Below are 12,360 nucleotides of genomic sequence, written 5' to 3' on the forward strand. Positions count from 1 at the left end.
CAGTCGGGGCGGTCGAGGGTCACGCAGCGCCTCCCACTGTTCGTCGGTGGCCACGGCGATGGCCACCCAGGAGTCCGGCCGGCCGAACTCATCGGTGTCCGCGGTGAGATAGAGGTTCTGCGGAGCCGCACCCGGACCCCGGTTTCCGTCCCGCTCCAGCAGCGCGCCGTGGGCCGAGTACTCGATGACCTGTTCGGCGGCCACGTTGAGGGCCGCGTCGACCATGGCCGCCTCGACCAGCGCTCCCTCGCCGGTGCGGCGCCGGTGCTCCAGGGCCAGCAGCAGACCGTTCAGCGCGTGGACGCTGGCATTGGGGGTCGCCGATCGAGTACGGCTCGACCTGTGGATGGAAGGGCTGACTCACTGGCACGTTGGCATGAGCCCCCGGCCGGGGACGGCCTCGAACTCCTGAAGCCACGGCCAGGAGTAAAACAGCTATCCGTGATCAGAAGCTTCCAGTGCCGTCTCATCGTGGTCGCGGAGCATCCGGCGGCGAGCATGGCGTCATCCGTGACGGGGCCCCGCCGATCGACTGCTGCCACCCCGATCGTCTCGTCTGAGCTGTCCGGCAGAGCGCTGAGGCTGTTCAGCACTACGGCAGCGTGCGGGGCCAAACCACCAGCTAAGGAGGTCCACACGAATCTGCGCGGGCAGTTGGACGCCCGGGGAGCAGTCCGCGACCTGGCTCAGCGACGTCGAACCTGACGCCCCGCGACGAGACGCAGGGGCAAATCCTTCGCTGGATTCGACGCCTTTGCGTGCGAAACAGGCCCCCGCCCGGTATCCCCCGGGCGGGGGCATGGCACGCCCGGTCTCCATCCCGGTCTGCGATAATCGACGGTTACCGCGTTGCTGTGGCCAGTGCCGCGTGGATGGCGTCCTCGCCTACCGGCTGGCCCTTCTCGTTCGAGTACGGCCCGTACGGTGTTCCCCACACCGGTGTGCCCGTCGCCTGCCGCCAGCTGTCGGCCAGCGTTCCCGCGTCTACCACGCTGTAGCCGATGGAGTTGATGAATTCGGTCACCGCCGCCTTCGCCGATGCGGAGTCTCCGGCGATCGGCAGGTAGGAGCGGTCGGCCGCCCCTACCGGGCGGGCGAGTGACAGCAGATGCCTGAAGAAGATGTTGTTGAACGCCTTTACGAGCAGGGCGTCGGGGACGTATCGCAGGAGCAGCTCGCTCGAGGTGAGGGATTTGCTGTCGAGCTCGGGGATGTGCCCGTCACGCTCGGGGCCGTAGTTGCAGGTGTCGATGACCGTCTTCCCGGCCAGTGGCGCGGCGGGCACGTGAGGGAAGGCGCTGACCGGCACCGTGACCACGACAATGTCACCGGCCGCCGCGGCCTCTTCGCTCGTCGCCGCGGACGCCCGCGGCCCCAGTTCCTCGGCCGTGTCCACGAGCGTTTCGGGACCGCGCGAGTTGCTGAGCACCACCTGGTGCCCGGCCCCGACGGTGAGTCGCGCGATGGTCCTGCCGATGCTTCCGCTTCCGATGAATCCCACAGTCGTCATTTTCTCAACGTCCTTCAGGAGAGCCGAACTTGCCGGGTGCCGGGCTCGTTTCGATCCCGGTTCCCGCCGTCAGCCGGCGGGGAAATAGTGGCCGTTGTCCAGATCGGCGAGCAGGCCGGGCCGGGCGGGTTCCCAACCGAGGGTCCGGCGGGTGATGAGGTTGGACGCCGGGTAGCTCTGCGTGACGATATTCGTGAGGAACCCGAAGTACCCCGGCGTCATCAGGGCATCGTTGGGAACGCTCACGCCGGGCAGGCCCAGACGGCTGGCGATGGCCTCGGCGATCTCGCGGAACGGGATGGCCCCCTCCCCAACCGCGTGCCAGTATTTGCCAGCTGGCCCCTTCTCCAGTGCCAAGCGGAACAAGGAGGCGACATCGCGGATGTGCACGGCGTTCCACAGGTTCGCGCCGTCCCCGGGGTAGCCGACGAAACCCTTCTCCTTCGCGAGCGCGATCAGCGTGGGGAGGAAGCCGGCACGATCGGTCGTGCCGTGCGCGATGGTGGCGATCCGCACGACCGAAGACCGCACCCCCTGCTCGGCGAGGTCGACTACGGCCCTTTCCACGACGTTGCGGACCCGCAGGGTGCCTTTGTGCTCCTCGCCGGCGGGGAGGGCCGGGTCCTCCTCGGTGGCCGGTCGGCCCAAGTGCTGCCCGGGTGAGCCGATGCTTCCCGCAGTGACCAGCGGCTTTCCGGTTCCCGCCAGTGCCTCGCCGTACGCGAGCATGATCGGGAGCTCCGCAGCGGCCACGGCGTCCATCCCACCTGAGGGCAGCAGATCCTGCCTGTGGGCCACGTGGATGACGCCATCGGAACCCGAGGCTGCCTTCTTGAGCCCGTCGAGATCCTGGACGTCGCCGCGACGCACCTTCGCGCCGAGCGCGGACAGGGCCGCCGCGGCCGCGTCCGACCGGGCCAGGCCGGTGACCTCGTGCCCGGCGGCGATGAGCTCGGGGATGATGTACGAACCGGAATGGCCGGTCCCCCCAGCGATGAATACGCGCATCTGACTGTCCTTGTGAGGGTAGGTGCAGGGTCTTTTCGTGCCGCAAGTGAACTGGCGTAACGCGACACGAAAGGCAGGGGTAAGGGGTGTGATCAGCCGAGAAGGGTGATGCCGAGGGAGAAATTGGTGTGCTTGACGGAGTGGTTCATGAGGCCCAGCTCCAGCAGGCCGACGTTCTCCAGTGCCCGCGCCATGAACAGTTCCCCGGTGTCCCAGGGGCGCAGCCCCAGGCTCTCGACGAACGCCGACACGCGTGCCTTCGCCTGCGCGTCGTCGCCGGCGATGAACACGTCCAGAGGGCGATCCTCGGCCGGGCCGGCCTCCAGAACGTGGGAGAACACAGTGTTGAACGCCTTGACGACATGCGCGTCGTCGGGAGCCGCCTTGGCGATCTCCTGTGCGCCGGAACTGTCGTAGGGGACGACGAAGCCCTGCAGGTCGGGGGCTACGGGGTTGGTGATGTCAACGATGATCTTGCCGCGCAGTGCGTCCCCGTACTCCCTCGCCACCGCCGCCGCGCCGGCGTACGGCACGGCGAGGACAACGATGTCCCCGGCCGGGGTGGTGCCGGCCGTCCCGACAGTGGCGCCACCGAGCGCAGTGGCCAATTCCTTGGCCTTGGCCGGGTCGCGGCCGATGATCTCGACTGCGTTGCCGCCGGCGAGCGCCCGGGCGGCCAGAGCGCGGGACGCGTTCCCCAGGCCGATAATGCTGATGCTGCTCATGGAGTTCCTGCTTTCTGGAGCTGGATAGGACGCCATGCCCGCCCCGTCGTTGTTAACGGTTGTGTCGTCGACGCCGTCGAATGACGCGATGGGGGCGTTCAATTCCTGATGCGCCAATTCTGGGCCTGGGACCTCCGATGTCGAATTCTTGTGCCGAATTCGCTCGGACCATTAGGTACCTATTCAGGTTGCCATTGGCCTGAGTGGGCGTCCAAGACTTCTTTCGGCCGTGGTGATACCCTGGAGGCATCACCAGCTGGGGGCGCCATGGATCTGGACCTGCGCAAACTGCGTTACTTCGTCGCTGTGGCCGACCAGTTGCACTTCGGCCGCGCCGCCGATGAACTGCACATCGCGCAGCCGGTGCTCAGTCGGCAGATCCGTGCGCTCGAACAGGATCTCGGCGTCTCGCTGTTCACCAGGGATCGCCACGGCGTGGAGCTGACAGATGCAGGCCGGCAACTACTGGCCGACGCCGGTCCGCTGCTCGCCTCAACCCACGCGGTCCGCCGCCGGGTGTCCGCGGCCGCCGGCGGCAAGCGGCGGCTGATGGTCGGTTTCCGGGCCGGCGTTGCCGTCACCCCGGCGGCCCGTGCGTTCGAGGACCGGCACCCGGACGTGGTCGTGGACGTGCAGCGGATCGAAGGGGACGACCAGGCTGCGATGCTGCTCGACGGCCGTATCGACGTCGGCTACGTGCGGCTGCCCATCGACGAGGCCGGCCTGCGCGTCACCCCGCTGTACACCGAGCCGCTGGTGGCGGTGCTGCCCGCCGGACACCGGTTGGCCGGCAAGGAGGAGGTCGCCGAGGCCGACCTGGCCGGCGAAACGCTGGTCTGGCACGGTGACCCGAGCACACAGCCCACCAAGCGCCCGCTCCCCAATGCCGGGTACCCGGTGCGCGGGGTGGACGAGACGCTCGAGCATGTCGCGGCCGGCCGGGGCATCTCCTTCCTGGCCCGTTCGGCGTCCGTGTTCTACTCGCATCCGGACGTCGTCTATGTGCCCATCCCGGATCTGGCGCCCGACCAGGTGTGCCTCGCGGTGGCGGCATCCCACACCTCGCCGGTGGTAGATGACTTCGTCACTGCGGCCCAGTCGGCGGCCGAGATCACGGCAGAATGTGGGAACTACGAGATGTGGCAGCTCGGAGGCGACGCCGTCACAAGGCACGCTTGAGCAGTTCGGCTGACCCCCTGAGACCGACTGGAAGTACGTGCCGGGGGACAGCGTCGCCGACTGATCGAGGCAGGGGCGGGGCGTGGCCCATTTGCAGAAGTCGGGCTGCGGCGCGGAGGGTTTAACACTGGGAGTCCTTCCCCCCGGTGGGGACCAGTCGATTGCGGCCCCCCGAACAGCCATTGCGAGCAGTACGTCGCGGTCGACTCGCTGAACCCGTTCGCCGCACCCGGACACCGGATCGAGCGCGGTGGCGGCAGGACCTGCTCGGCCACGGCCGCGTTCTCATGAAGACGGGCGACGCACGGGGTACCGGGAATCAGCGTGACGGCCGGTCGGTACCGCAACAGTGGGCCAGAGGGTCATCTGTCGCGGCGGGGAAGTGGAGTCGGTCGAACAGGTTGCGGAGGTTCTTGGACGGCTTCCGTCTACCGTTCGGAGGTTCCCGCGCTGGGGGAGTGGTGCTTGCCGGGGGTGGTGGTGCGTACGCGGAAGGTGCCGTCGGGGGCGGTTTCGGAGCGGGCCCGAATGGTGTTGACGATCGTGCCGGGCCACTTGGTCGTGCTGGACCAGACCGCCTCCGCGAAGTCGGCGCCGTCGGTGCGGGCTCCACTCAGGTCGGCCCCGATCAGGTCCGCGCCGCGCAGCCGGGCTCCGACCAGCTTGGCCCCTCTGAGGCGCGCTCCGGTCAGATGGGCTCCGGCCAGGTCCGCGTGGGTGAGGTCGGCGCCCGTCAGCTTCGCGTCGTACAGGTAGGCCAGGGTGAGCCTGGCTTTCACCATCCGGGCCTGGGAAAAGTCCGTATGGAAGAGATAGGCGCAGGTCAGGTCGGCTTCCGTGAGGATGGCCTTGGTCAGGTCGGCCTCGCTCAGGTGGGCGGAGGTCAGCTGGGCCCGCAGGAGCTTCGCGCCGCGCAGGTCCGCCTTGTCAAGTGCGACATCGGTAAGGTCGGCGTCGGTCAGGTCGGCCCCGGTCAACTTCGTCCCCGAGAACAGGGCACCGGTCAGGTTCGTACGGGTCAGGCAGGCACCGGACAGATTCGCGCCCACCAGATAGACGTCGGCCAGGTTCGCGCCGGCCAGGGTCGCCCCGGTCACGTCCGCGCTGACGGTGTTCGCTCCGGCCAGGTTCGCGCCTTTCAGCTTGGCTCCCGACAGATTCGCCTGCGTCAGACGTGTCCGGGTCAGGTCGGTCCGGCTCAGGTCGGCGCCCGTCAGGATCGCTTTCGTGAGGTCGGCCCGGCTGAGATCCGTTCCGGCGAGGCTCACGCCCGCGAGGTCGATTGCGTGCAATTGTGCGCCTGACAGGGAGGCCCCGGAAACGGCCGTCGCGGACTTCAGCGCACTCCTGAGGCCGTCCCGCCCGACGACAGGCCTGGCGCGCCAGAAGGCCAGCGTCTCCTTGCCGCGGCCGACGTCACCGGCGCACAGCGGCCGGAACGCCGGGGCGGCATCGCAGAAGGCGATCAACAGCCGCTGGAAGAACGGAGGTTGGCTCTTCTCCTTGGTCTTGAAGGGCTCGGGCGACCAGCCGTGCACGCGGTACACGTCATCGAAGAGCAGCTCCGAATCGTCCCGCATCCGGTCGGCCGGCCCGATGGGCCAGACGGTCTCCGACGTCCACCGCGCCCCGGCCAGGTTCGCGCCCGTCAGCTCCGCGCCGCTCAGGTCGGCACCCGTCAGGTCGGCCCGTTCAAGACGCGCCCCGGCCAGGTCGGCACCGGTGAGGTTCGCCCGGACGAGCACGGCACCGCGCAGGTCCGCGCCGCGCAGCCGGGCTCCCGCGAGGTCCGCTTCCAGCAGTTTCGCGTGCGTCAGGTCCGCCCCGGTCAGATCGGCACCTGTCAGCCGTGCCCGGACCAGCCTCGCCGAGCCCAGTTCCGCGCCGTCCAGGCGAGCCCGCGTCAGGTCGGCGCCGATCAGATTCGCCACGTAGAAGAAGCTCCGGGACAGGTTCGCCTCCCGAAGGCACACCCCCGGCAGTGTGCCCAGTTGCGCGTAGACCCAGGGCAGATCCACCCCGGTCAGGTCCGCCCCGTTGAGGTGGGCGCCTTTCAGGTTGACCGGCCGGGCCACCTCCTGCGCACGGATGCGCCGGGCCAGTTCGGCGGCCCACGGGTACGGTCCGTCGGCGGCCACGGGAGGGTGACCGGGCCGCGTGTTCCAGTACCGGCGGTCGGTCAGCGGTATCTCCGTTCCCCCGTCCAGGGCATCGGGTATCAGGATCCGGAGCGCGAGCCGACCGACCGGCTTGAACACGGTCGGGGTGACGACCCCCAGGACCAGCGCGATCAGGGGCCTGACCGCATTCGCCGCCCCCGCCGTGCCGGCCAGAGTCGCCGCCGCACAGCCGACCGCCGCACCCAGAAGCGCGTGCACGCACAGGCCCGCGACGAGGGCGCCGGCGCCGGGCCCGTCGGGGTAGTCCCACCGGCCGTACCGGTGCGCGAACGGGTCCTCGTCGCGCAGGACGGCAGCCCGGACGACAAGACATCTGTACAGGGCGGCACCGACCAGCCCCCACACCGCGTATGACCACATGCGGTAACGATATGGGTCGGGCGTCGATCACCAACAGCGCCATTCCACAGGCTGGTTGACGCCGCACGGGGGTGACGGACCGAGGCTGCTTCACGGCGCCCGGGCCGGCCGCGAGGGGTCGGCCCCGATACCCCCACCGCGAGCGTCCATGTCCAGCCGAGCATCAGTGGCGCGGTCATCGTTTCGTCGTCTGCCAGTGGAATCTCCTGCACGATCTGCCCGCCGACGTTCCCAGGTGGTGGGCGGGCCGGTCACGATCCGCACTGCGTCCGCTTCGGCAGGACACCGCAGAGGAAGACGGCCGGGACGACGGGGGCGTGGACATGGTCGAGCAGCAGCCGCGTGGTGTAAGCCTGTCGCTCGATGGTCTCGTCGTGGGGACAGGCCACCGGTCGAGAGCGATGCCGAAGCGGTCGAGGCGCTCTCCGCGCTTCACATCCACTCTCCTGGACAGGGCCGCGTTGATGACCCTGGCAGGCTTTGATGTTGTGCTCGCCGGAGAAAGGGTTCCAGCCGAGGTCACCGTTGCTGTACCGGGGTGGGATGTTCCGCCGGTCCATGTGGGTCTGATCGCACTGGAGCCCCTTGTCCCAGTGCCGGTCCGCGAACGCGGACGACGCCGGCACGGTGAACTCCTGCGGACGGAAGGGTGGGTGTGCGACGGTGGGTGGTGGCCGGGTCCGCCGCTTTCCCCCGTAGCGGCGGACCCGGCCGCCCGTTCAGCGAGCGAGGATGACGGTGATCGGCTGGTCGGGGCAGCCAACCGGTTACTGGGGGAGCGTGTCGCGTTCGGTGGCGTCGATGCTCAGGCTCGGACCCACCAGGTCTTGTCGGTGATTCGGCCCTTGTCGTGCTGGTAAATGATCTGTGATGGCTGTGCACGTGAGTAGCGGCAGCGCCTGTCGGCCAGCGACAGCACGCGGTCTCACCTCGGTGTTTAACAGGCCAGGGTGTTGCCAGAGCCCAGTCGACATCGACAAAGCCACTACGGGTTGGTGTGGTTGTGGGCCGCCCGGCCTACCCGTCGAGGGTGAGGTTGTACAAGCGTGCGATGCCGAGCATGGCGTGATGGACGCCGAAGCCTTTGAGGCGGCAGTCGCGGAGGATCTTCCAGGTCGTCAATCGGCCGACCACGACCACCCGGCGGGTGTCGGCGTCGATGACAACCTGGTGGTTGGTGGAGTATCGGTAGTTTCTGGGCTGTTCGGCGATCCTGCGATACCGAATAGCGAGGCCGGCAGGCGCAGCGTCAAGTCCGTGCGCCAGTAAGCGGTCACCAGCGGCACGCGGTCCTGAGGCGTCAGCCTCCAGGGACGGCCCTTGCGTACCGGATCCCCGCCCTCGCGGCGCACCGCGGTAATCGGCCTGCGGAAGCAGCGCGCACTCGGCCCGGAGAACGGGATTATCCAGGAAGGCTCCCTCGCCGTGATCACACCAGCCGCGGCAAGATCGTCTCACCTGCTGCTCTGTCTCATCGAGGCGTGCGGGAAACCCCGGCTGCCCGTCGTTGACCGGACCACATGTCGTCATACGTGGCGTCGAAGAACTGTACCTGCGGCCCACGCGGCACGGATGCGTCGGCCATCTCGCCTCGGCAAGGCGGGCCGCACAACGATAGGCAGCACCCCGCAGGTGCTCGCTCCTGGCCGAAAGGCCGATCTCTGCGTGCGGAGTGTCGTTCGCAGCCAACTTCCCTTCCTTCGCTGTCCATTGGGAGGCGCCTGGGTCCCCGGCCCCGGCGAGCGGCACGAGGTGTGAGCAGTTCACCGTTTCTCCTGTTGTCCGTCGTGGCCGCCCCTTACCGCGCTCCGGCCTCGACCTCGCCGCTGAGCAGGCTGCCCGCGCCGGGAACCACCGCGGGCAGGCCCAGCTCGACGAGGGCGCGGTACGCCGTCGCGGTGGCCGCCGAGAGCACGGGGAGTCCCGCCGCTTCCTCCACCGGCTGGATCGACGGCAGCGAAGGCATCTGGACACAGGCGGACAGAACGAGTGCGTCGGCCCGTGACAGATCCAGGCGCCGCCAGTGCTCGCGCAGGTCGGCGGGGTCGAGGCGGGCGACGGCCAGGTTGTCCGGTACCTCCAGGCTCAGCGCGTCCACCACCTCGATGCCCGCGTCCTCGATGTAGTCGGCCACGAGCTGCGTGAGCGGCTTCAGATACGGCGTGACGATCGCGACCCGCCCGGCTCCCAGGGCCCTGATGCCGTCGAGCAGAGCACCCGCGCTCGACACCACGGGGGCCTGGGAGCCCTCGGCGCGCAGCACTCCGGTGATCTCGTCCTCGGCGGTGCAGTGGTGCCCCGGCCCCTGCGCCATGATGGCCACGAGGCAGGCCGTGACGACCACGTCGGGCCGGGCGTCGGCCAGTTCCAGTGCCGCGCGCCCGGTCTGGGCGTTCATGGCGCGGAGCTGCTCGGGCGTGACGTGCCGCATGCGCATACGGCTGCTGTGGAAGACGAACCGGTCCTCCGGAACCAGGGACTCCCGCTGTCGCATCATGCGCGGCAGTTCCGTCTCCATGGTCAGGTTCGAGCTGGGCACGATCATGCCGATGTGGTGATCGGACACGGGATCCTCCGGGTGTGGTCGGCCACCGGGGAACCGGAAGCCGCCGCCGCGGAGTCAGGAGCCCTCGGTGAGTCCCTCCCAGTGATCGGCGAGGGACGTGAACAGGTGCATGATGTGCTCGCGCTGCTCCGGTCCGAACGGCTCGAGAAGCCGCTCGTCGAGCTGTCGGGCGCGGAGGTTCGCGTCGTGGAGGGTCTCCTCGCCCTCCTCTGTGAGATAGAGCAGTTTGCGCCGGCCGTCGTCCGCGGCCGTCCTGCGGACGATAAGGCCCCGGTTCTCCAGGCGCCGGGCGACGTCCGCCATCGTCGACGTGTCCAGGGAGACCGCTGACGCCATGGAACGCTGGTCGCTCCCCGGCGCCGCGTCCACGGCTTGGAGCACGGCGAACTGCGGGCCCGTGAGCGTCGGGTCGACGGCACGGATCCAGACCGCCAGATACGCCTGGTAGAGGCGGCGGACCTGGTAGCCGGGCGCAGCGGTGAGCTCCGGGGGAGGCCCGGGAGGCGTGGACGTCGGGGCTGTGGTTTCGTCACCCATGAAGCCCACTTAAGCACGGCACTTGATCGAGTCGTCGGCCGGAGTGGCGATCTCCGGGAACCCGCGCGCCGACGTCACACCAGCATCGGGCGCAGCACCTGGCGCAGGGCCGCGAGTGCGGCGCTCGGGTTGTCCCAGAACAGCATGTGGCCGGCGTCCGGGACCTCGGCCAGCACGGCCGACGGCAGCAGCCGGGCCGCCTCCGCCGCGCCCCGCGCGGTGACGACCGGGCTGTCCGCGCCGTACAGGAGTGCTGTGGGCCCGGGCACGGAGGGCCACCACTCGAAGAAGTCCTCGCTCTCGAAGCCGCGGTGCGTGGCCGTGACGGCCTGCGGGTCGCAGCTCGCCAGCCAGCGGGCCCGCAGCTCCTGCTCCCGGCGCGGCCAGCGCGGCCAGGACCGGGCCACCTCGTCCGCGTCGGTACCGCGCCGCGCCTGCGCCAGCTGGTCGAGGAAGACGTCCAGGGGCGTGGGATAGGGCCCGCGGCCGGGGCCGCTCATCGGCGGATCGCACAGCACGGTGCCCCGCAGCGCCACCTTGGCCCGGACGGCGGTCACGGCCGCGATCCGCGCGCCCATGGAGTGCCCCAAGAGGACCGGCCGGTGCAGACCGAGGCCCGCGACGACGGCCTCGGTGTCCTCGGCGTACTCCTCCAGCCCGTACGATCCGCCGCCGTCGGACAGCCCGCGCCCACGGACGTCGACGACCAACGGCCGTACGAGAGACATCAGTTCGCGGGCCACGAAGTCCATCGCGACGGCCGGACTGGTGATGCCGGGCAGCACGACGAGCGGGACGCCGTCACCTCCGTAGTCCAGGACGTGCAGGCGTGTGCCGCCCGAGTGGACCCAGCGGCTGGTGGCGGGGACGTCGGCGAGATCGGCGAGTGCGGACTGCGAGAGCAGGCGGGTGGGTGGGGGCATGGGGATCTCCAAGTGGGCGGAGCAGCAAGGGGGTTACGGGGCTGTCCTCGGCAGTCCGTCGAGGTAGCCGACGGCGTCCTTGACGTCGATCACGTCGCCGTACTTGGCCTGGATGTCGAAGAGGTTCGCCTCGTGCGGACCCTGCGCGCGGTCCCCGACGCACTCCCTCGGCACCAGCACCGAGAACCCGGACTGCACGGCGTCCACGGCGGTGGCCCGTACACAACCGCTGGTCGTCGCCCCGCACACCAGCACTGTGTCGCGGCCCAGGCCGGTCAACAGGGCGGCCAGGGACGTACCGAAGAACGCGGACGCACCCTTCTTCACGACCAGGTGGTCCTGCGGCGCCCGGGGCAGCCGTGGGTCCAGCGCGACCTCGTCGCCGCCTTCGACCAGGCTCCGCATGCCCTGCGCCTTGTGCAGCCAGGTGACGGCGTCGCCCGCTGCCTCGGCCGGTGTGTAGGCGATCGCGGTGAACACCACCGGTACGCCGGCCGGACGCGCCGCCGCGATCAACCTGCCTGTGGCACCGACGACTTCGGTGAGGTCGGCGCCCGAGGGGAAGCCCGGTTCGGTGAAGCCGCGTGTGAGGTCGACCACGATGACCGCGGGGCGGCTGCCGCGGCGCACGGGTGCGCCGAACCCGGCCCGCTCGTAGGTCCGTTCCGTCTCCTGCCCGTACCGGGGCTCGCTCATGACGTCCTCCGCAATGCTCGCAACTCCCGTGCCTGGGCGCCGAGTCGGCCGAGCAGCCAGCCCTCCAGGACACCGAGGGCGAACACCCCTGCCGCCAGGCCGTACTTGGCGGCCCGTGGGCCGAGCAGCATCGCCAGGCCGTCGAGGCCGGAGTCCTGGGCGATGGCCGACCGGGCCGCTGCGGGAGTCGTCGGAGTCGAGGCCGCGGGCGAAGACGGCCCGGTCGCCCGGTCCTGGTCCAGCAGGCTCCCCAGGTTCCGTGCGAACTGCTGGAGGATCCGGTCCGACACCGTGACGATCGCGCCCTTGCCGAACTGGACGATCTTGCCGCGGATCACCAGGTCCGTGGAGAGCTGGAGCAGCGCTCCCTCGGGTGCCGCGAGGACTTCGAGCGCGACCTCCGCCTCCGCGTCCCCGCTGCCGTGGGTGTCCGTACCGCGCGCGTGCACCCGCAGCCGCCGCTTCTCGGCGTCGGTCTCCAGGAACCGGACGGTACCCGCGTAGGAGGCGCTGATGGGACCGACCCGGATCTTCACCCGCCCCCGCCAGGTGTCGCCGTCCTGCCCGTCGAGAGCCGCGCCCGGCATGCAGGACGCGACCCGTTCGACGTCGTTCATCAGGGCGAAGACGTCGTCCGGGGAGGCATTGACCGGCACTGTGTTGGTGAGCCGCATGG

At 69.8% G+C, this 12,360-nt stretch carries 11 protein-coding genes and 2 pseudogenes; 1 reads left to right on the forward strand and 12 read right to left on the reverse strand.

Annotated features, from left to right (window positions below; all coding sequences use genetic code 11):
- Nucleotides 1-81: 81 nt before the first annotated feature.
- From OH768_RS51920 to OH768_RS51935, 4 genes and pseudogenes are all read right to left on the reverse strand, one after another.
- Nucleotides 82-348, reverse strand: a pseudogene (locus tag OH768_RS51920) (CoA transferase); the annotation flags it as partial.
- A gap of 493 nt (nucleotides 349-841) precedes the next feature.
- The gene (locus OH768_RS51925) at nucleotides 842-1,501 is read right to left on the reverse strand and encodes an NADPH-dependent F420 reductase (protein ID WP_406465790.1); all 660 of its coding nucleotides are present in this window, start codon (nucleotides 1,499-1,501) and stop codon (nucleotides 842-844) included.
- Between the two features lie 78 nt (nucleotides 1,502-1,579).
- Nucleotides 1,580-2,518 (reverse strand): SDR family oxidoreductase, encoded by a 939-nt coding sequence (locus tag OH768_RS51930; protein ID WP_406464517.1) that lies wholly within the window; start codon nucleotides 2,516-2,518, stop codon nucleotides 1,580-1,582.
- A 92-nt stretch (nucleotides 2,519-2,610) separates the two neighbouring features.
- Nucleotides 2,611-3,243: an NADPH-dependent F420 reductase gene (locus OH768_RS51935; RefSeq protein WP_406464519.1), complete on the reverse strand. Its 633-nt coding sequence runs from the start codon at nucleotides 3,241-3,243 to the stop codon at nucleotides 2,611-2,613.
- Between the two features lie 267 nt (nucleotides 3,244-3,510).
- Between OH768_RS51935 and OH768_RS51940 the strand changes: the two genes are divergently transcribed.
- Nucleotides 3,511-4,422, forward strand: coding sequence for a LysR family transcriptional regulator (locus tag OH768_RS51940; RefSeq protein WP_406464521.1), 912 nt, complete (start codon nucleotides 3,511-3,513; stop codon nucleotides 4,420-4,422).
- A gap of 428 nt (nucleotides 4,423-4,850) precedes the next feature.
- Here the strand turns inward: OH768_RS51940 and OH768_RS51945 are convergent, their stop codons facing one another.
- From OH768_RS51945 to OH768_RS51980, 8 genes and pseudogenes are all read right to left on the reverse strand, one after another.
- Complete coding sequence (locus tag OH768_RS51945) at nucleotides 4,851-6,962, reverse strand: pentapeptide repeat-containing protein (protein ID WP_406464522.1); 2,112 nt, start codon at nucleotides 6,960-6,962, stop codon at nucleotides 4,851-4,853.
- A gap of 251 nt (nucleotides 6,963-7,213) precedes the next feature.
- Entirely contained in the window at nucleotides 7,214-7,351 is a 138-nt protein-coding gene (locus OH768_RS51950) for a hypothetical protein (protein WP_406464524.1), read from the reverse strand.
- Between the two features lie 628 nt (nucleotides 7,352-7,979).
- Nucleotides 7,980-8,395, reverse strand: a pseudogene (locus tag OH768_RS51955) (hypothetical protein).
- A 365-nt stretch (nucleotides 8,396-8,760) separates the two neighbouring features.
- Entirely contained in the window at nucleotides 8,761-9,528 is a 768-nt protein-coding gene (locus OH768_RS51960) for an aspartate/glutamate racemase family protein (RefSeq protein ID WP_406464526.1), read from the reverse strand.
- A gap of 54 nt (nucleotides 9,529-9,582) precedes the next feature.
- Nucleotides 9,583-10,065 carry a MarR family winged helix-turn-helix transcriptional regulator gene (locus OH768_RS51965; RefSeq protein WP_399121914.1) on the reverse strand — a complete coding sequence of 161 codons (483 nt, stop codon included), beginning with the start codon at nucleotides 10,063-10,065 and terminating at the stop codon, nucleotides 9,583-9,585.
- 74 nt (nucleotides 10,066-10,139) lie between these two features.
- Nucleotides 10,140-10,988, reverse strand: coding sequence for an alpha/beta fold hydrolase (locus tag OH768_RS51970; protein WP_406464528.1), 849 nt, complete (start codon nucleotides 10,986-10,988; stop codon nucleotides 10,140-10,142).
- A gap of 33 nt (nucleotides 10,989-11,021) precedes the next feature.
- Nucleotides 11,022-11,684 (reverse strand): isochorismatase family protein, encoded by a 663-nt coding sequence (locus OH768_RS51975; RefSeq protein ID WP_406464529.1) that lies wholly within the window; start codon nucleotides 11,682-11,684, stop codon nucleotides 11,022-11,024.
- Nucleotides 11,681-12,358 (reverse strand): SRPBCC family protein, encoded by a 678-nt coding sequence (locus OH768_RS51980; protein ID WP_406464531.1) that lies wholly within the window; start codon nucleotides 12,356-12,358, stop codon nucleotides 11,681-11,683. Before OH768_RS51980 ends, OH768_RS51975 begins: the two co-directional genes overlap by 4 nt.
- Nucleotides 12,359-12,360 lie beyond the last annotated feature (2 nt).

Source organism: Streptomyces sp. NBC_01622 (genome assembly GCF_045209635.1).
In the GTDB taxonomy this organism is placed as follows: Bacteria; Actinomycetota; Actinomycetes; order Streptomycetales; family Streptomycetaceae; genus Streptomyces.

What these genes read in the sequence shown, in the direction of transcription:
- OH768_RS51930 (WP_406464517.1), bottom strand. Translation starts at nt 2,518, where the DNA reads ATGCGCGTATTCATCGCTGGGGGGACCGGCCATTCCGGTTCGTACATC.
- OH768_RS51935 (WP_406464519.1), bottom strand. Translation starts at nt 3,243, where the DNA reads ATGAGCAGCATCAGCATTATCGGCCTGGGGAACGCGTCCCGCGCTCTG.
- OH768_RS51940 (WP_406464521.1), top strand. Translation starts at nt 3,511, where the DNA reads ATGGATCTGGACCTGCGCAAACTGCGTTACTTCGTCGCTGTGGCCGAC.
- OH768_RS51945 (WP_406464522.1), bottom strand. Translation starts at nt 6,962, where the DNA reads ATGTGGTCATACGCGGTGTGGGGGCTGGTCGGTGCCGCCCTGTACAGA.
- OH768_RS51965 (WP_399121914.1), bottom strand. Translation starts at nt 10,065, where the DNA reads ATGGGTGACGAAACCACAGCCCCGACGTCCACGCCTCCCGGGCCTCCC.
- OH768_RS51970 (WP_406464528.1), bottom strand. Translation starts at nt 10,988, where the DNA reads ATGCCCCCACCCACCCGCCTGCTCTCGCAGTCCGCACTCGCCGATCTC.
- OH768_RS51975 (WP_406464529.1), bottom strand. Translation starts at nt 11,684, where the DNA reads ATGAGCGAGCCCCGGTACGGGCAGGAGACGGAACGGACCTACGAGCGG.
- OH768_RS51980 (WP_406464531.1), bottom strand. Translation starts at nt 12,358, where the DNA reads ATGCGGCTCACCAACACAGTGCCGGTCAATGCCTCCCCGGACGACGTC.